The following is a 17,019-nucleotide window of genomic DNA, read 5'->3' on the forward strand; positions in this document are numbered from 1 at the left end:
GGCGTGGGCCGCGGCCCGCTGGGTGCGCGGGCAGGCGGAGCACGAGGTCGAATGGGCGCGTACGGCGGCTGCGTGCTGGCGCGGTCGCCGAGGGGCAGCGGGTCGATCCGGGCGGAGTCCCGGATCGGACTGACTGGATGTCAGCCGGTCCTCGGCACCGCACCGGCGACGACCGTGGTCACCATGCTCCGCACCGCCTCCGCGTCCGGCCGCCCCGCCTCCCGGTCCGCATAGAGCAGATGCGCGGCTCCCAGGAGGGTGGGGGCCAGGACGTCCACGTCGGTGTCGGGCTTCAGGCGGCCCAGGTCTCGCTCCGCCGCGAGGTAGGACGCCAGCATCGTCGCCGCCTCGCCCATGAGGGGGATGCCCGTCGAGCCCGCCGCGCGCAGGCGGGTGCGTAGTTCGTTCCGGGAGATGACCAGGCTTACGACGGCGGTCGCGACCGGGTCGAACAGGTCCGTCAGTGCGGCCGTGAGGTTGCCGGGGACCGTGCCGGTTCCGGCCGATGCGCGCAGTGCGGCGGAGCGGTCCTCGAGCCGGTGGATGCGGCCCAGCACCAGTTCCGCCAGGAACGCGTCGAAGTCCGCGAAGTGCCGGTGCAGGACGCCCTTTGCGCAACCCGCCTCCGTCGTCACCGCCCTGCTGGTCAGCGCGTTCGGGCCGTCCCGGAGCAGGATGCGCTCGGCGGCGTCGAAGAGCTGCGTGCGCGGGTCGCGCATGGCCACACCTGTTGGCATGCCGGGTGTCTCTCCTCGCTGCGAGTGGGCGCTTGCCCATTGACCGGTGGGTGCCGGCCATCCATAGTGGGCGCATGCCCACTTTACCGTCTCAGCCGCAACCACCGGGTGCCGAGAGCGAACCCCATCGGCGCCGGGACATCGCCGAGTCCTTCGGCACGGATCCCGAGCGCTACGACCGGGCCCGGCCCCGCTACCCCGACGCCCTGCTGCAGCGCATCGTCGCCGGAATCCCGGGCACGGACGTCCTCGACGTCGGCTGCGGTACGGGGATCGTCGCGCGGCAGTTCCGGGCCGCCGGGTGCCGGGTGCTCGGGGTCGAGCCCGACGCACGTATGGCCGAAGTGGCGCGGATGCTCGACGTGGACGTGGAAGTGGCGACGATCGAGCAATGGGAGCCCGGCGGGCGGCAGTTCGACGCCGTCGTCGCCGGGACCGCCTGGCACTGGGTCGATCCCGTCGTGGGCGCGGCGAAGGCGGCTCGCGTGCTTCGGCCCGGCGGCCTGCTGGTCCCTTTCTGGAACGTGGCCCAGCTGCCGTCCGAGCTCGGCGAAGCCTTCGCCGACGTCATCGAGCGCGAAGTCACCGGCCTGCCCTTCGACTTCCGCGCGGCCCTGACGCGACCCGCGCTGCAGACGTATCAGTCGGGGTTCGACAAGGCCGCCGACGGCATGCGGGCCGCCCGTGCCTTCGGCGAGCCCGAACAGTGGCGCTACGACTGGGAGTTCACGTACACCCGCGACGCCTGGCTGGACGTCATGCCCACCCAGGGCGCCTTCACCCGGCTTCCCGCGGACCGGCTCGCGCGGATGCTGGAGGGGGTTGGGGCCGCCATCGACGCACACGGCGGCCGCTTCACCATGACGTACGCGACCGTGGCGGTCACCGCGCGACGGCCCCGGTCCGCCGCCGCGGTCAGAGCCGCTCGGGTGTCCTGATGCCCAGCAGTGCCATGCCCCGGTGCAGGGTGCGGGCCGTCATGTCGCACAGGAACAGACGGTTCTCCACCTGGGCCGGGGTGTCGGCCTTGAGGACCGGGCACTTGTCGTAGAACGACGTGTACAGCGACGCCAGTTGGTACAGGTACGCGGCCAGCTTGTGCGGTGCGTACTCCGCGGCAGCCTCGAAGACCGTGTCACCGAACGCGTCCACGTGCAGGCCCAACGCGCGCTCCGCCGGGGCGAGTTCGAGCTCCGGGTGGGCGGCCGGCTTCGTCTCCCCGGCCTTGCGCAGGATCGACTGGATCCGGGCGTACGCGTACTGCAGGTACACGCTCGTGTCGCCGTTCAGCGACACCATCTGGTCCAGGTCGAACTTGTAGTCGCGGTTGGGAGATGTGGACAGGTCGGCGTACTTCACCGCGCCGATGCCCACCTGCGCGGCCCGCTCCTGGATCTCGTCCTCGGTGAGGTCCAGGGCCTTCTCCCGTACGACCTCGGCGGCCCGCTGCACCGCCTCGTCCAGCAGATCCTCCAGCCGTACCGTCTCGCCCTCACGCGTCTTGAACGGCTTGCCGTCCGCGCCCAGCACCGTGCCGTAGCCCATGTTGTGCGCGGTGACGTCGTCGGCGAGCCAGCCGGCGCGGCGGGCTGCCTCGAAGACCATCTTGAAGTGCAGCGACTGGCGCACGTCCACGACGTACAGCAGCGTCGTCGCGTGCAGGTCGAAGACGCGGTTGCGGATCGCGGTCAGGTCGGAGGCGGCGTAACCGAAGCCGCCGTCGGCCTTCTGCACGATCAGCGGGACCGGCTGGTCGTCCTTGCCGCGGATGTCGTCGAAGAACACGACCAGCGCGCCCTCGGAGCGGACCGCGACGCCCATCTCCTCCAGGAGGCGGGCCGTCTCGGGCATGCCCTCGTTGTACGCGGACTCGCCGACGATCTCCTCGTCGCGGATCTCCATGTCCAGCTTCTCGAAGACCGAGTAGAAGTAGACCTTCGACTCGTCCACGAACTGCTGCCAGAGTTCCAGGGTCTCCTTGTCGCCGGACTGCAGGGCCACGACCCGCTTCCGGGCGCGCTCCTTGAACTCCTCGTCCGCGTCGAACACCGCACGCGAGGCCTTGTACACCCGGTTCAGGTTCGACATGGCCTGCTCGCCGTCGACGTCCGTCGCCGGGGCCAGCTCGCCGGGGTGCTCGAACAGGTACTGGATGAGCATGCCGAACTGGGTGCCCCAGTCGCCGATGTGGTGCCGGCCGATCGTCTTCTCGCCCGTGAAGTCGAGCATCCCGCGCAGGGCGTCGCCGATCACCGCCGAGCGGAGGTGACCGACGTGCATCTCCTTCGCCACGTTCGGCTGGGCGTAGTCCACGACCGTGATGCCGGGGGCCGGGGCGAGGGGGACACCGAGGCGGCCGGTGTCGTCCGCGTAGCGCTCCGCGAGGGTCTGCGTGATCGCCCTGTCGGAGATCGTGACGTTCAGGAAGCCGGGGCCGGAGACCTCGACCTCCTTGATCAGTTCCTCACCCGTGACGACCTGGGAGACCACCTGCGTCGCCAGCTCCCGCGGGTTCGCCTTCGCCTTCTTGGCCAGCGCCAGAATGCCGTTGGCCTGGAAGTCGGCCCGGTCGCTACGTCGCAGCAGCGGGTCTGCGCCCGACGCCTCCGGCAGGGTGGCCGAGAGGGCGGAAGCGAGGTGCTGCTGGACGGAGTCGCTGAGGGACGTGACCGAGGCCATAGGAAGGGGTGCCGTTCTCCTCGTGGGGATCGATAGACCCAACCAGTATCCCATGGGGGGTAAAGCCGTTTTCCCGGGCGCGAGGCGGTCTGGGAGAATGGGGCGTCAGCCGTTGACCGTACTGGCTGCCCCGGAGAAAGAAGGACGTGCCGATCGTGGCTCAGAGCACCGAGACCGCCGACTGGGTCTCCCGTTTCGCGGATGACGTCATCGAGGAGTCGGAGCGTCGGGCCCCCGGCAAACCTGTCGTCGTCGCGTCCGGCCTGTCGCCCTCCGGACCGATCCACCTCGGCAACCTCCGCGAGGTCATGACCCCGCACCTCGTCGCCGACGAGATCCGCCGCCGCGGCCACCAGGTCCGGCACCTGATCTCCTGGGACGACTACGACCGCTACCGCAAGGTGCCGGCCGGCATCGCCGGGATCGACGAGACCTGGGCCGAGCACATCGGCAAGCCGCTGACCTCCGTGCCCGCCCCGAAGGGGTCCGCGCACCCCAACTGGGCCGAGCACTTCAAGGCCGCCATGATCGAGTCGCTCGCCGAGCTGGGCGTCGAGTTCGACGGGATCAGCCAGACCGCGCAGTACACCTCCGGCGTGTACCGCGAGCAGATCCTGCACGCCATCGCCCACCGCGCCGACATCGACGCGATCCTCGACCAGTACCGCACCAAGAAGGCCCCGGCGAAGCAGAAGCAGGGCCAGAAGCCGGTGGACGAGGCCGAGCTCGAGGCCGCCGAGGGCTCGGGCGCGGCCGGCGAGGACGACGGCAGCAGCGGCTCCGCCGGATACTTCCCGTACAAGCCCTACTGCGGCAACTGCGAGAAGGACCTCACGACGGTCACCTCCTACGACGACGAGACCACCGAGCTGACGTACGCCTGCACGTCGTGCGGCTTCTCCGAGACCGTCCGGCTGAACGAGTTCAACCGCGGCAAGCTCGTCTGGAAGGTCGACTGGCCGATGCGCTGGGCCTACGAGGGTGTCATCTTCGAGCCGAGCGGTGTCGACCACTCGTCCCCGGGGTCGAGCTTCCAGGTGGGTGGCCAGATCGTCGGGATCTTCGGCGGCAAGCAGCCCATCGGGCCGATGTACGCCTTCGTCGGCATCAGCGGCATGGCCAAGATGTCGTCCTCGCGAGGCGGGGTCCCCACCCCCGCCGACGCCCTGAAGATCATGGAGCCGCAGCTCCTGCGCTGGCTCTACGCCCGCCGCCGCCCCAACCAGTCCTTCAAGATCGCCTTCGACCAGGAGATCCAGCGCCTCTACGACGAGTGGGACAAGCTCGACGCCAAGGTCGCCGACGCCTCCGCCCTCCCGGCCGACATCGCCGCGCACTCACGCGCGGTACGCACGGCCGGCGGCGAACTGCCCAAGACGCCCCGCCCGCTGCCGTACCGGACCCTCGCCTCGGTCGCGGACATCACCGCCGGGCACACGGACCAGGCGCTGCGGATCCTCAGCGAACTCGACCCCGCGGACCCGCTCGGCTCCCTGGACGAGGCACGCCCGCGCTACGACAAGGCCGAAGCCTGGATCAACACGCACGTCCCCGCCGACCAGCGGACCATCGTGCGCGACGAACCCGACGCGGACCTGCTGAAGTCCCTCGACGAGGCCTCCCAGCAGTCACTGCGGCTGCTGCTCGACGGCCTCGAGTCGCACTGGTCGCTCGACGGACTCACACACCTCGTGTACGGCGTCCCCAAGGTCCAGGCCGGGTTCCCGGCCGACGCCACGCCCAAGGAGCTGCCGGCCGAGATCAAGACCGCCCAGCGGACCTTCTTCGCGCTGCTCTACCACCTGCTGGTCGGCCGCGACACCGGTCCCCGACTGCCCACGCTGCTGCTGGCCGTGGGGCAGGAGCGGGTCCGGGCCCTGCTCGGGGAGTGACACCGTGAGGAAAGCGCCCGGTGCCGTGCGGCACCGGGCGCTTTCTCATGCGATGTGCTCTTCCGCCAGCTCCGCGTTGAGCCGGTTGGAGAAGCGGTTCACCATCTGCTCGGCCTCGCGTTGCGGAAGCGTGACGCCGTACGTCGCCTCGACATCGGCGATGAACCCCTTGGGGGTCGGCGCTCCGTTCCCGGTCTTTATCGACTCACGGAAGACCTGGTAGTACGCGTCCTCGTCCGGCTCCGGGGGACCTCCGCCCTCACCGAGCTCGCGCGTACGGCCCGGACTGACCGGAATGGGGAAGCTGCCGGTCTCCTCCGAAGAGGGCTCCTCCGGGAACTGCTCCTGCGGGAACTGCTCCTGCGGGTACTGGTCCTGCGGGTACTGGTCCTGCGGGAACTGCTCCTGCTGGTACAGCTCGGCCTGCTGCTGCTCCGCGAACCACTGCGCGTACTGCTCCGGGTCGTACGCGGGGTCGTAGTCGCCGTGGTACTCGACCTGCTGCGGGACGTTGAACCAGGGGCTCTGATCCGGTCCCTGCTGGTACTGCTCCTCGACGGGCGCCGGCGGCTGCTGCGGAACGTGCGCCGCCTCGACGGCCCGCGGAGGCGCAGACGCCTCGACCCGCGGCGCCGGCGGAAGCAGCGCCGGCTCGATGCCCGCCGCCGCCAGACCCGACGGAGCCGTCTCCGCCAGCGGCACCCCGTACCGGGCCAGCCGCAGCGGCATCAACGACTCCACCGGAGCCTTACGACGCCACGCACGCCCGAACCGCGAACGCAGCCGCGCCTGGTACACCAGACGCTCCTGCTCCAGCTTGATGACCTGCTCGTAGGAGCGCAGCTCCCACAGCTTCATCCGGCGCCAGAGAAGGAACGTCGGGACCGGGGAGAGCAGCCAGCGCGTGAGGCGCACGCCCTCCATGTGCTTGTCCGCCGTGATGTCCGCGATACGGCCGATCGCATGCCGGGCCGCCTCGACGGACACCACGAACAGCACCGGGATCACCGCGTGCATACCCACACCCAGCGGATCCGGCCACGCCGCCGCGCCGTTGAACGCGATCGTCGCCGCCGTCAGCAGCCAGGCCGTCTGCCGCAGCAGCGGGAACGGTATGCGTATCCAGGTGAGGAGAAGGTCCAGCGCGAGCAGCACACAGATGCCCGCGTCGATGCCGATCGGGAACACATAGGAGAAGTTCCCGAAGCCCTTCTTGATGGCCAACTCGCGGACCGCCGCATACGAACCGGCGAAGCCGATGCCGGCGATGATCACGGCGCCGGTCACGACCACGCCGATGAGAATCCGGTGCATCCGAGTCAGCTGCAGTGGCGCGGCCACCCGTACTCCCCTCCCATTGCGTGCTGTTGCGCGCAACAGAGTGGCACATGTGTGCGCCCGACGAGGTAACGGAACGGGTGGAGCCCGGTCCCCACAGGGGGCCGGACTCCGTCAAAAAGCGGTGCTGAGCTGCGAGTTGCCGTCCAGATGTGACAGTCAGCTCTTCTTGGACGCTGAGGAGGACGGAGACGCCGAAGAGGACTTCGAGGCCTTCGACGGAGACGCCGACGGGGACTTCGACGCCGACTTCGAAGGCGAGGGCTTCGCCGTGCCCGAACCCGAACCGGAGCCCGTGCTCCCGCTGCCGTCGCCGTTCGCCGCCGCCACCGAGGCGACCGCCTCCTTCGCCGCCTTCTCCGCGACCTTCGCCAGGGTGTCCGCGCTCGGCGTCTTCTCACCGGCCAGGCCCGCGCCGTTGTAGTCCAGCGTGATGACGACGTTCTCGACGCGCGTCACGACCGTCTGCTGCTTGAAGGAACCCTCCTTCTTCTTCAGGTCGTAACGCACCAGCGTCGCCTCGTCGCCCGTCCCGGCGACCGGCTCCGACTTCGTGTTCTTCGCGCCCTGAACCGCCTGGGCGTCCTTGACCTGCTTCTCGTAGTACGCGTGCGCCAGTTGGTTGCCCTCGCCGCGCGTAGCGTCCGACTCGAAACGCAGCAGCGAGACGTTCAGCCAGCGGAACTGCGAGCCCTTCACACCGTTGTTGTCCAGGCTGCTCCACGAGCAACTCGCCCGCGTCGCCGCATCGCCCGACTTGCCCTCCTTGCCGGACTTCGCACCCTTCGGCACCAGCGAGGTCAGCGTCTTCTTCGACAACACCCCACACGAATCCGGCAACTTCTTGTACGCCGCCGCCTGCACCGTCGGCGACGCGCTCGCACCGGACGCGGACGACGACGAGTCACCGCCCGCACCCTTGCTGCCTCCGTCGTCGGAGCCGGAGTCCGAGGAGCAGCCGGCGGCGAGCACCATCACGGGCACTGCGACCGCGCAGACAAGGAAGCGGCTTGAACGCTTCGCTGGCCGGTCTCGCTGGGTCCGCTGGTCTCGCTCTGCTGCTCGCTGCATGGTTCCTTCACTCATGACGCTGTGGTTCCTGCGGTCGGCGGGTTCGGGTCCGAGGGGCCACGGTACGCGGTGAGGAAACTGTGTGCTTCTGCTTCGCAAGCTTTGCGGACGGACGCGAGACAGGGCCGAACGCCCGCTAACCGGCCAGCGTGTCCGCCAGCGAGGCGGCCAGTTTCCGGGCCCTGTCCTGCATTTCCTTGCTGTCCGGCACGGTCCCGACCGTGGCCGGCTGCTCCTCGTACTCGATGGTCACGATGACGTTGGACGTGCGGAACGCCACAGTCACCGTCCGCTGCTGAGCCGTCGAAGCGGACCCGCTCAGCGCGTCGTCGAGGAAGGCCTCGTCGCCGAGGTCGGACAGGGTGCGGGGCAGCAGGCTAGACGGAGTGGCGGACGGAGAAGCGGAATCCGAGGCGGAGTCGGCGGAGTCGGCCGAGGAGGAAGCGGAAGAGGAGGCCGAGGGGGAAGTGGAGGCGGAGGCCGAGGAGTCGGCATCGCCACTGCCGCTGGAACCGGAATCGGAACTGGAGGTGGCCGGCTCGGGCAGGTCGGCCGCGGCCACCTTCGTCGCGAACACCTGCTCCGCCTCGCTGTCGTCGCTCACGGAGTTGTGGTACGAGACGACACGTTCGAAGTCGACGTAAAGACGATCCGTGGCATCCGTCGAATCGACCTTCCAGCGGCAGCCGACCTTGCGGTCCGTGTCGAACGTCTGCGTCGCCTCGCCCTCGTACGCCTTGTCCCGCTGCTCCTCGTCGGTGATCTGCTTGATGCCGGGCAGGAGCGAGTCGAGGGTGTCCTGGTCGATCGCGCTGCACGGCTCCGGGAGCGTGCGGTACTTGCCCGGCTGGGCGGCCGCGCTGGCCGTTCCTGCATCACCGGGGTTGGAGTCGTCGGTGCTGCTGTCGTCGCTCGAGCCGCCGGTGCAGCCGGCCAGCAGCACGGCGAGGAGCGCCGCGACGCCGGGTAGATAGGCCTTCCGCTGCACGGTCGGGCTCCTCTCGACGGTGGGGTCTGGCGATCGGTTCGACCAGTGTCCCCGCTGGTTATTCGCTTGCCGCACGGGGGCGCCCCCGGCAGACAATGTGTATCGCACGCACTGCCGTGGACGCCGGTCCGTTGTCCCTTTTCTTCGACCTTGGCACCGGTTTTGCGTTTACAGACTTCTGTTGTTGTTTCGGGGGAAAGAGGACGATATGTCGTACGTAGAGATGCCGGGCGCGAAGGTACCGATCCGGATGTGGACCGACCCGACGACGGTCGAGGACGGCGCCCTGCAGCAGCTCCGCAACGTCGCGACCCTCCCGTGGATCAAGGGCCTCGCGGTCATGCCGGACGTCCACTACGGCAAGGGCGCGACGGTCGGTTCCGTCATCGCGATGCAGGGGGCTGTGTGTCCTGCGGCGGTGGGGGTGGACATCGGCTGCGGGATGTCGGCGGTGAAGACCTCGCTCACGGCGAATGATCTGCCGGGGGATCTGTCGCGGCTTCGGTCGAAGATCGAGCAGGCGATTCCTGTGGGGCGGGGGATGCATGACAGCCCTGTGGAGCCGGGGCGGTTCCATGGGCTCGCCACTGCGGGGTGGGATGACTTCTGGGGGCGGTTCGACGGGGTTGCGGAGGCGGTTAAGTTCCGGGAGGAGCGGGCCGTTAAGCAGATGGGGACGCTCGGAGCCGGCAACCACTATATCGAACTTTTGTTCGATTCTGAGGGGGTGGTTTGGCTTACTCTTCACTCCGGATCCAGGAACATCGGTAAGGAGCTGGCTGAGCACCACATCGGTGTGGCTCAGAGGCTCCCGCACAACCAGGGCTTGGTCGACCGCGACCTCGCCGTCTTCGTTTCGGACACGCCTCAGATGGCGGCATACCGCAACGACCTTTTCTGGGCGCAGGAGTACGCGAAGTACAACCGCACGATCATGATGGCGCTCCTGAAGGACGTGGTCCGTAAGGAGTTCAAGAAGGCGAAGCCGACCTTCGAGCCGGAGATCTCGTGCCACCACAACTACGTTGCGGAGGAGCGATACCAGGGCATGGACCTGTTGGTCACCCGCAAGGGTGCGATCCGGGCGGGCTCCGGCGAATTCGGGATCATTCCCGGCTCGATGGGCACCAGCTCGTACATCGTGAAGGGGCTCGGCAACGAGAAGGCCTTCAACTCCGCCTCGCACGGCGCGGGTCGGCGCATGAGCCGCAGCGCGGCGAAGCGTCGCTTCACGACGAAGGACCTGGAGGAGCAGACGCGGGGCGTGGAGTGCCGTAAGGACTCCGGCGTAGTGGACGAGATCCCGGGCGCGTACAAGCCGATCGAGCAGGTCATCGACCAGCAGCGGGATCTCGTAGAGGTCGTGGCGAAGCTGAAGCAGGTCGTTTGCGTGAAGGGTTGAACGGGAGGGGCCCGGGCCGTTGTCGGCCCGGGCCCCAAGTTCTCTGCTCTAGCTGTCGCTTGGCGTCATCATCCGGCTGTTGCGGAGCCGCCACAGGCGCAGACGGCAGCTCGTCTCCGTGCGTCCGAGTTCCTCAGCCACTGCCGGGATGTCGTCGGATTTAGGCAGCACTTGGTCATCTCGGGTAGTCCAATGGCGTCGTGAGTGCACGACGCGCATGTCGAGCGGACGGGTCCAGCGGACGAGCGCGTCGGCCTTGACCCGCTTGCGGCCGAGAGACAGGCAGCCCGGGTAGTACAGGTCGGCTACCAGATCCTGCGCCGCCTCCTTCTCGTACGAGATGTTGTAGACCTCGTCGCGTGTATTGCGTTTGATGAGGCGTTCGGCTCCCGTGATCTTCCTCGCGTAGGAGCACAGGTATGCACCGATGGCAGTGCTCGACGTGGTCAGAGAGATGAAGGGCCGGCCTGGGCCCGTGTAGCCGACCGATCCGTCGGCGTCGATGAGGCCCCGAAGGTAATCGCGGCTGGAGAAGGCGACGTGGGACGGGGTGATCTTCCGTGACTTGCGCCCGTAAGGCAGGCCGAGTTCATTGAGTCTTGTCCTGGCCTCGAGGGAGCACAGGGTCCAGATCGCCGAGTGATGGTTCTCGGCGAAGTTCATGGACCGCGTGCGCTCGGTGACGCTGCTGTTGTACGGAGTCAGGTTCTTGAACCTGTACAGCAGATCGACGTCCCGCGCGTTGAGCTCGACAGTCAGACGGCCTTTCTGTCCGGCGCCCTGGTACAAGTGCCCGTCCGCCTGCAAGAAGCCGAACATGTACGCGTACTCGGGGACCGTCAGGTCCATGAACTGGTGGGCGCTAGGCTCGCAGTCAGCCATGAGGAAGCTGATCCTTCCTTGCTGGTCAGGCCCTCTTCCGGGCGGCATCCCGGTTGAGGGCCGTCTCTTTGATGTTGTGCTGCGAGCCTAGATCGCTAGTTCATGCTCCGTTCGAGTGATCGAGACGGTTCACCCTGTGGGTTACGCGAGCCGTTTCTCCAGCAGTGTCACCGCGTACGGGCTGCCCGTGCCGTCCTGTTTGGCCGACTGTTCGCCGACCACCTTGTAGCCCGCCGACTCGTAGTACGCGCAGAGTTGGGGGTTGGAGGACAGGCAGTCCAGGCGGGCATAGGGGCGGCCTGTCGCGGTGATTCGGGACTCCGCTTCCGCCAGCATCTTGCGGCCTGTGCCCGGTGGGGCCGTGTGGGGTGTTGTCATCAGGCGGTGGATGTAGCCGGCGTCCGCGGGGCGGGGGCCCCAGGCCGGCTCGTCCTCCCACCAGAGTTCCCAGGCGCCCGCCAGATGGGGGCCCGTGTGGGCCAGCCAGACCTCGCCCTGCTGCATGCGTGCTCGGAAGTGGGTCTCGTCCTTTTCTCCCGGCTTCCACTGGTCGATTCCGCGGGCCAGCTGCCAGAGCGCGGCCGAGTCGCGGAGGCGGACCAGGGTTGTCGCGTCTGCCGATTCAGCCCTGCGGTAGGTCAGGGGCGGCCACGTCGTGGGGCGGGGCTCAAGGAGTGCCGTGCGCAGCCGTCGGCCCAATTCCTCGGCGTCCAGGGAGAGTTCCTTCGTCACGTAGTTCGCCGCCGAGCCGTAGCGCTTTCTCAGCGCCGCCAGGAACAGCCGCATCACCGACTCCGGCGCCCGTCCGAAGCCCAGCCACGTCGGCGCGTGGCCCTCCCGCGCCGTCCAGGCCGCCACCATCGCCTCTGTCGCCAGTTCCGTGAGGCTGTAGTCCTCGATGATCGTCTCGTCCGGGATGCCCAGCAACTCAAGGGTCAGTGCGGCCAGTTGGCCCGTGCGGTCCTTGCCCGACGCGCAGTGGAAGACCAGTGGCCGGCCCGACTCCGCCGCGTCCGCCACCAGTTCCAGTGCGCGGCGGATTTCCTTCGTGCCGTCCTCCGCAACCTCCATGTAGCGCTCCGCCAGGTACGGGCCCGGGTCGACCTCGGGGGGCAGCGCCGGCTGGTTGTACGGGCGGTGCTCGATGCTGAGGTTGTGGTAGGTGAAGGAGGGGGCGGACGGGACGCGGCCCCGCTTCTCGATCTCCCAGGGGTGGCGGAGGTCGATGACCGTGCGGATGCCCAGGGACAGGAAGCGGGACCAGTCCTCCGTGCCCTGCCGCAGCTTGCCCAGCGAGTCCGCGCGGTACAGGCGCCCGGGGCGGATCCGCAGGCCGTCCGGGGTCGTGTAGCCGCCCAGGTCGCGGAAGTTGTGCAGCGCGTCGAAAGGTATGTGTCTGTCCACAGACGGTGACCCTACGTCTACTTGGCGTGCAGCACCGCGTAGATCATCACGAACGCGACGATGTGGATGCCGAAGAGGAAGTACGCGAGGTAGTACCAGACGTACCGTTCGCGCTTCTTCTCCAGCGACAGGCGCTGCTGTTCGGCCTCCCGGGCGGCGTCGTCGGTCATCACAGCTCCCGGTGGACCTTCGTGTTGGAGGCCTGGGCACGTGGGCGCAGGACCAGGAGGTCGACGTTGACGTGGTGGGGGCGGGTGACCGCCCAGGTGATGGTGTCCGCGACGTCGTCGGCGGTGAGGGGTTCGGCCACGCCCTCGTAGACCTTGGTCGCCTTCTCCTCGTCGCCGCCGAAGCGGGTGAGCGCGAACTCGTCGGTCTTGACCATGCCGGGCGCGATCTCGATGACGCGGACCGGCTGGCCGACGATCTCCAGGCGGAGGGTTTCGGCGAGGACGTGGGAGCCGTGCTTGGCGGCGACGTAGCCCGCGCCGCCCTCGTAGGTGCCGTGGCCGGCGGTGGAGGAGACGACCACGACTGTTCCGTCGCCGCTCGCGACGAGCTTCGGGAGCAGGGCCTGGGTGACGTTCAGGGTGCCGAGGACGTTCGTCTCGTACATCGTGCGCCAGTCGGCGGGGTCGCCGGTCGCGACCGGGTCGGCGCCGAGCGCGCCGCCCGCGTTGTTGACGAGGACGCCGATCGTCTTGAAGGCGGTGGCGAACTCGTCGACCGCGGTGCGGTCGGTGACGTCCAGCTGGTACGCCGTCGCCGAGTGGCCGGCCGAGTTGATCTCCTCCGCCAGTGCCTCGATGCGGTCCTTGCGGCGGGCGGTGAGGACGACCCGGTAGCCGGCCGCGGCGAGCCGGCGGGCCGTGGCGGCGCCGATTCCGCTGCTCGCACCGGTGACGACGGCGATGCGGGAGGCGGCGGACGGGGCGGTGGCCATGGGGTGCTCCTCGAGGCGGCTGGTACGGCGGCTGGCTGCTGCCCAGGGTAGGTGACGTCGGTCGGCGGGCCGTCCGCCTTTTCAATGCGCGGACACTCGATGCGCGGACGACTTCGCCGGGTGGGACGATGAGATGGGTGGTCCTCCGGTCCTGCGGAGGTGGATCATGGGACAGGCGCGAGAGGTCATGGACCGGCTCACCGAGGCGGTCACGACGCACGCGGACCCGAAGACGATCGGCGAGCTCTACGCACCGGATGCGGTCGCGTTCACCCCGGACGAAGGGGAGATCCGCGGGCGCGACAACATCGCCGAGTACTGGCGGCAGATGACGGACGCGATTCCGGACGGGTCGTTCGAGATGGTGCACTCGTACGAGATCGGGAACACGGCCATAGACGAGGGGTTCTTCAGCGGCCGCAACACCGGGCCGATCCAGCTGCCGTCCGGGGACACGCTGCCTGCGACGCAGAAGGAGGTCAGGATCCGCGGGGTGGACCTCGCCACCGTCGGCGAGGACGGACGGATCATCGACTACCGGCTCTACTTCGACGAGATGGAGTTCCTGGGGCAGCTGGGGCTGCTGCCCGACGAGCCGTCCTGAGAGCGGTTCAGCCGCCGCGCGGCGCCCACATGATCACCGCCATGCCGGCCAGGCAGATCAGCGCGCCGGTCACGTCCCAGCGGTCCGGGCGGAAGCCGTCCGCGACCACGCCCCACAGGATCGACCCGGCGACGAAGATGCCGCCGTACGCGGCGAGGATGCGGCCGAAGTGGGCGTCGGGCTGGAAGGTGGCGACGAAGCCGTAGGCGCCGAGGGCGAGGACGCCGCCCGTGATCCACAGCCAGCCGCGGTGTTCGCGCACGCCCTGCCAGACCAGCCAGGCGCCGCCGATCTCGAAGAGGGCGGCGACGACGAAGAGGGCGGCGGAGCGTGCGACGAGCATGCCCGCAGCTTGGCATGCCCGCTGTCACCTACGTGTTTGCTGTCACCTGATGGACGGCGCCTGCCGCGTGCCGCGCGTGGGATACATCCGTACGACCACGCGGCGTCACCGTGCGACCTCGTGGCGACCACGCGGAGCGAGGAGCGGCGGTATGCGGAGGATGCGGGTTCTTGCGGCGGGGGGCGCCGCTCTGGCGGCGGTGACAGCAGCGGCTCTGCCTGCCGGAGCCGTCGATGACACCGAGGCGGATCTGGCGTATCACGGTGCCGTGTCCATGGCCGCCGGCCGGGTCTTCGTGCGGTTCACGCCGCGCAACCACGGGCCGTCGGACGTGCCGGACGCGACGGTGCGGCTGCGCTGGTCGGCGCCGCTCGCGGACGGGCAGCTGCTGCCGCAGGGGTGTGCGCGGTCGGGGCCGCGGGTGCTGCTGTGCCGGGTCGGGCCGCTGGCCTCGGGCGAGGTGGGCGCGCAGGTCACGGTGCAGGTGCGGCTGGAGGGGAAGCCCGCCGAGGTGCGGCTCGAGATGGACACGGTGTGGGCCGGTGGTGTCGTCGACCGCAACCGGGAGAACGACGAGCAGCGGGTACTCGTGCTGGACACCGGGGACGAGTACTACTTCTGACGGGCTCTGCTTCCGGTGGGCGGGGGTGCGACTGCTGCGTCGTACGATCTCTGCATCGCGCAGACGAAGCAGGCGAAGCAGGCTGGGCAGACTGGTCGGACGGAGCAGGTGAAGAGGAGCGGAGGAGCGGCGGGTATGGCCGGGAACGCGCGTGAGCGTCTGATGGACGAGCTGTCCGCCGTCTCGCGCCGCTACATGGCCTCGTACGCCCTCTTCAACCAGGCCGTCGCCGACCATCTGGGCCTGCACCCCACCGATCTGCAGTGCCTGAACCTGCTGACGCTGGAGGGCGGTCCGGTGACGACCGGCCGGATCGCCGAGCTGACGGGGCTGACCACCGGGTCGGCGACGCGGCTGGTGGACCGGCTGGAGAAGGCGGGCTATGTCGTACGGGAGCGGGACGCCGCCGACCGGCGGAAGGTGCTGGTGGCGACCGTGCCGGAGCGGATCGCCGAGTTCGGGCGGATGTGGGAGCGGCTGGGCGGCGGCTGGTCCGCCCTCTTCGAGGAGCTGGACGACGCCGAACTCGCCGTGGTGATCGGGCACATGAGGCGCACGGTGGAGTTCAGCGGCCGGCAGGTCGCGCGGCTGCGGGCCGGCGAGGTCTGAGCGGCTGGGCGCTCTCCGCGTCGTAGCGTTCGCGGGCCTCGTGCACCTCGTCGAAGTGGGTCTCGGCCCATGTCTTCACCGCGGTCATCAACTGGGCGAGGCTGCTGCCGAGTTCGGTGAGTTCGTAGTCGACGCGGACCGGTACGGACGGGGTGACCGTGCGGGTGAGGATGCCGTCGCGTTCCAGTGAACGCAGGGTCTGCGTCAGCATCTTGGGGCTCACGCCCGCGATCTTGCGGCTGAGGTCGCTGTAGCGCATGGGGCCGGAGGCGAGGGCCGCGAGGACGAGGCTGACCCACTTGTCGCTGAGGCGGTCCAGGAGCTGGTTGGTCGGGCAGGCGCGGAGAAACGCGTCGTACTCCACGCGGGCCTGCTCGCGCTTCTGGGCCGCTGTCGTGGTCGCCATGGCTCTCCTCCCGGTGAGGTAGGCACCTTCAGGTAACTACTTCCTCCTGGATAGTAACTCTTCCTAGGGTTGTTGCAGCAGAGCGAAACCATTCGAAGAGTCTCATTACGGGAGAAATAACCATGCGTGCTGCAGTGGTGAGGACGTTCGGCGGCCCCGAGGCCGTGGAGGTCGTGGACGTGGACGTGCCCGAGCCGGCCGCGCGGCAGGTGCGGATCAAGGCCGCGGCCGCCGCCCTGAACCCGGTGGACGCAGGAGTGCGGCAGGGCGTCTTCGGTGGCGGCGGCAAGCAGATCGGGCTCGGCTGGGACGTCGCCGGGACGGTGGACGCGACGGGCGTGGCCACCGCCTGGAGCGTCGGCGACGAGGTGGTGGCGCTGGACTACGGCATGGTGAAGCCGCTGGGCACGCATGCCGAGTACGTCGTCGTCGACACGGACGCGGTGGCGAAGGCGCCGGCCACGGTCGACGCCGTGCACGCGGCGACACTGCCGCTGAACGCCCTGACCGCCGTACAGGCCCTGGATCTGCTGGAGTTGGGGGAGGGACAGTCGCTGCTGATCACCGGTGCGGCGGGTGCGGTCGGCGGATTCGCCGTCCAACTCGCCGCGCGCCGCGGGATTTCGGTGACCGCGCTGGCCAGGGAGGACGACGAGGAGCTCGTACGGTCGCTGGGGGCCGCGCACTTCGCGTCCGGCGCCGTCGGGGCGGGGAGCGTCGACGCCGTGCTGGACGCGGCGATCCTCGGCGAGGCGGCTCTGGAGTGGGTGCGGGACGGCGGCGCGTACCTCGGCGTCATTCCGCAGGCGGCCCCTGCGTCCGTGCGCGGCGTGCGGACCGGTGCGGTCGAAGTGAACGCCGACGGGGCGCAGTTGGCCGAGCTGGCGGCGCTGGTCGACGAGGGCGTGCTGACACTGCGGGTGGCCGAGACGTACGCCCTCGAGGAGGCCCCGAAGGCGCACGCCCGCCTGGCGGAGGGCGGGGTGCGCGGCCGGTTGGTGCTGGTGCCCTAGGGCTCTTCTGATGGATCTCCGCGGCGTCGCGACGCCCGGCACGCCCTCTCGCCGCACCGGTCAAAAGCCCTAGTAGCTCCGCTACG

Annotated in this window: 18 protein-coding genes; 7 read left to right on the top strand and 11 right to left on the bottom strand. The window is 69.2% G+C overall.

What is annotated here, in order from left to right; translation table 11 throughout:
- Positions 1 to 140: 140 nt before the first annotated feature.
- Positions 141 to 737, bottom strand: coding sequence for a TetR/AcrR family transcriptional regulator (locus tag ABZ880_RS51610; RefSeq protein WP_361278289.1), 597 nt, complete (start codon positions 735 to 737; stop codon positions 141 to 143).
- A 74-nt stretch (positions 738 to 811) separates the two neighbouring features.
- Between ABZ880_RS51610 and ABZ880_RS51615 the strand changes: the two genes are divergently transcribed.
- Positions 812 to 1,675 carry a class I SAM-dependent methyltransferase gene (locus ABZ880_RS51615; RefSeq protein ID WP_361278291.1) on the top strand — a complete coding sequence of 288 codons (864 nt, stop codon included), beginning with the start codon at positions 812 to 814 and terminating at the stop codon, positions 1,673 to 1,675.
- Here the strand turns inward: ABZ880_RS51615 and argS are convergent.
- Positions 1,653 to 3,416 (bottom strand): arginine--tRNA ligase, encoded by a 1,764-nt coding sequence (gene argS / locus ABZ880_RS51620; RefSeq protein ID WP_361278293.1) that lies wholly within the window; start codon positions 3,414 to 3,416, stop codon positions 1,653 to 1,655. The genes ABZ880_RS51615 and argS overlap by 23 nt on opposite strands.
- Positions 3,417 to 3,562: 146 nt before the next feature.
- Here argS and lysS point away from each other — a divergent pair, with 146 nt between their 5' ends.
- Positions 3,563 to 5,308: a lysine--tRNA ligase gene (gene lysS, locus ABZ880_RS51625; RefSeq protein ID WP_361278295.1), complete on the top strand. Its 1,746-nt coding sequence runs from the start codon at positions 3,563 to 3,565 to the stop codon at positions 5,306 to 5,308.
- 45 nt (positions 5,309 to 5,353) lie between these two features.
- On the opposite strand, the gene ABZ880_RS51630 is transcribed toward lysS, so the two are convergent.
- The 3 genes from ABZ880_RS51630 to ABZ880_RS51640 form a co-directional block, all read right to left on the bottom strand.
- The gene (locus ABZ880_RS51630) at positions 5,354 to 6,649 is read right to left on the bottom strand and encodes a DUF2637 domain-containing protein (RefSeq protein WP_361278298.1); all 1,296 of its coding nucleotides are present in this window, start codon (positions 6,647 to 6,649) and stop codon (positions 5,354 to 5,356) included.
- Between the two features lie 156 nt (positions 6,650 to 6,805).
- Positions 6,806 to 7,732 carry a DUF3558 family protein gene (locus ABZ880_RS51635; protein ID WP_361278300.1) on the bottom strand — a complete coding sequence of 309 codons (927 nt, stop codon included), beginning with the start codon at positions 7,730 to 7,732 and terminating at the stop codon, positions 6,806 to 6,808.
- A 121-nt stretch (positions 7,733 to 7,853) separates the two neighbouring features.
- Positions 7,854 to 8,705: a DUF3558 domain-containing protein gene (locus ABZ880_RS51640; protein ID WP_361278302.1), complete on the bottom strand. Its 852-nt coding sequence runs from the start codon at positions 8,703 to 8,705 to the stop codon at positions 7,854 to 7,856.
- Positions 8,706 to 8,913: 208 nt separating this feature from the next.
- On the opposite strand from ABZ880_RS51640, the gene ABZ880_RS51645 reads away from it, so the two are divergent.
- A complete protein-coding gene (locus ABZ880_RS51645) occupies positions 8,914 to 10,107 on the top strand; it encodes an RtcB family protein (protein WP_361278304.1) in 1,194 nt (397 codons plus the stop codon).
- A gap of 48 nt (positions 10,108 to 10,155) precedes the next feature.
- On the opposite strand, the gene ABZ880_RS51650 is transcribed toward ABZ880_RS51645, so the two are convergent.
- From ABZ880_RS51650 to ABZ880_RS51665, 4 genes are all read right to left on the bottom strand, one after another.
- Positions 10,156 to 10,989 (bottom strand): LAGLIDADG family homing endonuclease, encoded by an 834-nt coding sequence (locus tag ABZ880_RS51650; RefSeq protein WP_361278307.1) that lies wholly within the window; start codon positions 10,987 to 10,989, stop codon positions 10,156 to 10,158.
- A gap of 141 nt (positions 10,990 to 11,130) precedes the next feature.
- Positions 11,131 to 12,393, bottom strand: coding sequence for a tyrosine-protein phosphatase (locus tag ABZ880_RS51655; RefSeq protein WP_361278309.1), 1,263 nt, complete (start codon positions 12,391 to 12,393; stop codon positions 11,131 to 11,133).
- A 17-nt stretch (positions 12,394 to 12,410) separates the two neighbouring features.
- Positions 12,411 to 12,563: a hypothetical protein gene (locus tag ABZ880_RS51660; protein ID WP_361278311.1), complete on the bottom strand. Its 153-nt coding sequence runs from the start codon at positions 12,561 to 12,563 to the stop codon at positions 12,411 to 12,413.
- Positions 12,563 to 13,336, bottom strand: coding sequence for an SDR family NAD(P)-dependent oxidoreductase (locus ABZ880_RS51665; RefSeq protein WP_361278313.1), 774 nt, complete (start codon positions 13,334 to 13,336; stop codon positions 12,563 to 12,565). The genes ABZ880_RS51660 and ABZ880_RS51665 overlap by 1 nt, the downstream gene beginning before the upstream one ends.
- 166 nt (positions 13,337 to 13,502) lie before the next feature.
- Between ABZ880_RS51665 and ABZ880_RS51670 the strand changes: the two genes are divergently transcribed.
- On the top strand, positions 13,503 to 13,940 hold the full coding sequence (locus tag ABZ880_RS51670; protein WP_361278315.1) for a nuclear transport factor 2 family protein: 438 nt from the start codon (positions 13,503 to 13,505) through the stop codon (positions 13,938 to 13,940).
- Between the two features lie 7 nt (positions 13,941 to 13,947).
- On the opposite strand, the gene ABZ880_RS51675 is transcribed toward ABZ880_RS51670, so the two are convergent.
- Entirely contained in the window at positions 13,948 to 14,283 is a 336-nt protein-coding gene (locus ABZ880_RS51675; protein WP_361278317.1) for a YnfA family protein, read from the bottom strand.
- 151 nt (positions 14,284 to 14,434) lie between these two features.
- On the opposite strand from ABZ880_RS51675, the gene ABZ880_RS51680 reads away from it, so the two are divergent.
- On the top strand, positions 14,435 to 14,905 hold the full coding sequence (locus ABZ880_RS51680) for a hypothetical protein (protein WP_361278319.1): 471 nt from the start codon (positions 14,435 to 14,437) through the stop codon (positions 14,903 to 14,905).
- A 135-nt stretch (positions 14,906 to 15,040) separates the two neighbouring features.
- Positions 15,041 to 15,514 carry a MarR family winged helix-turn-helix transcriptional regulator gene (locus ABZ880_RS51685; RefSeq protein WP_361278321.1) on the top strand — a complete coding sequence of 158 codons (474 nt, stop codon included), beginning with the start codon at positions 15,041 to 15,043 and terminating at the stop codon, positions 15,512 to 15,514.
- On the opposite strand, the gene ABZ880_RS51690 is transcribed toward ABZ880_RS51685, so the two are convergent.
- Positions 15,471 to 15,920: a helix-turn-helix domain-containing protein gene (locus ABZ880_RS51690; RefSeq protein WP_361278323.1), complete on the bottom strand. Its 450-nt coding sequence runs from the start codon at positions 15,918 to 15,920 to the stop codon at positions 15,471 to 15,473. The genes ABZ880_RS51685 and ABZ880_RS51690 overlap by 44 nt on opposite strands.
- A 122-nt stretch (positions 15,921 to 16,042) precedes the next feature.
- Between ABZ880_RS51690 and ABZ880_RS51695 the strand changes: the two genes are divergently transcribed.
- The gene (locus tag ABZ880_RS51695; protein ID WP_361278325.1) at positions 16,043 to 16,933 is read left to right on the top strand and encodes an NADP-dependent oxidoreductase; all 891 of its coding nucleotides are present in this window, start codon (positions 16,043 to 16,045) and stop codon (positions 16,931 to 16,933) included.
- Positions 16,934 to 17,019 lie beyond the last annotated feature (86 nt).

The sequence above is a fragment of the Streptomyces sp. NPDC047043 genome (assembly GCF_040644055.1).
GTDB lineage: Bacteria > Actinomycetota > Actinomycetes > Streptomycetales > Streptomycetaceae > Streptomyces.

Excerpts from the sequence above, each read along its gene's own strand:
- ABZ880_RS51610 (WP_361278289.1), bottom strand. The coding sequence starts at position 737 with ATGCCAACAGGTGTGGCCATGCGCGACCCGCGCACGCAGCTCTTCGAC.
- ABZ880_RS51615 (WP_361278291.1), top strand. The coding sequence starts at position 812 with ATGCCCACTTTACCGTCTCAGCCGCAACCACCGGGTGCCGAGAGCGAA.
- argS (WP_361278293.1), bottom strand. The coding sequence starts at position 3,416 with ATGGCCTCGGTCACGTCCCTCAGCGACTCCGTCCAGCAGCACCTCGCT.
- ABZ880_RS51635 (WP_361278300.1), bottom strand. The coding sequence starts at position 7,732 with ATGAGTGAAGGAACCATGCAGCGAGCAGCAGAGCGAGACCAGCGGACC.
- ABZ880_RS51645 (WP_361278304.1), top strand. The coding sequence starts at position 8,914 with ATGTCGTACGTAGAGATGCCGGGCGCGAAGGTACCGATCCGGATGTGG.
- ABZ880_RS51650 (WP_361278307.1), bottom strand. The coding sequence starts at position 10,989 with ATGGCTGACTGCGAGCCTAGCGCCCACCAGTTCATGGACCTGACGGTC.
- ABZ880_RS51660 (WP_361278311.1), bottom strand. The coding sequence starts at position 12,563 with ATGACCGACGACGCCGCCCGGGAGGCCGAACAGCAGCGCCTGTCGCTG.
- ABZ880_RS51665 (WP_361278313.1), bottom strand. The coding sequence starts at position 13,336 with ATGGCCACCGCCCCGTCCGCCGCCTCCCGCATCGCCGTCGTCACCGGT.
- ABZ880_RS51670 (WP_361278315.1), top strand. The coding sequence starts at position 13,503 with ATGGGACAGGCGCGAGAGGTCATGGACCGGCTCACCGAGGCGGTCACG.
- ABZ880_RS51675 (WP_361278317.1), bottom strand. The coding sequence starts at position 14,283 with ATGCTCGTCGCACGCTCCGCCGCCCTCTTCGTCGTCGCCGCCCTCTTC.
- ABZ880_RS51680 (WP_361278319.1), top strand. The coding sequence starts at position 14,435 with ATGCGGAGGATGCGGGTTCTTGCGGCGGGGGGCGCCGCTCTGGCGGCG.
- ABZ880_RS51685 (WP_361278321.1), top strand. The coding sequence starts at position 15,041 with ATGGCCGGGAACGCGCGTGAGCGTCTGATGGACGAGCTGTCCGCCGTC.
- ABZ880_RS51690 (WP_361278323.1), bottom strand. The coding sequence starts at position 15,920 with ATGGCGACCACGACAGCGGCCCAGAAGCGCGAGCAGGCCCGCGTGGAG.
- ABZ880_RS51695 (WP_361278325.1), top strand. The coding sequence starts at position 16,043 with ATGCGTGCTGCAGTGGTGAGGACGTTCGGCGGCCCCGAGGCCGTGGAG.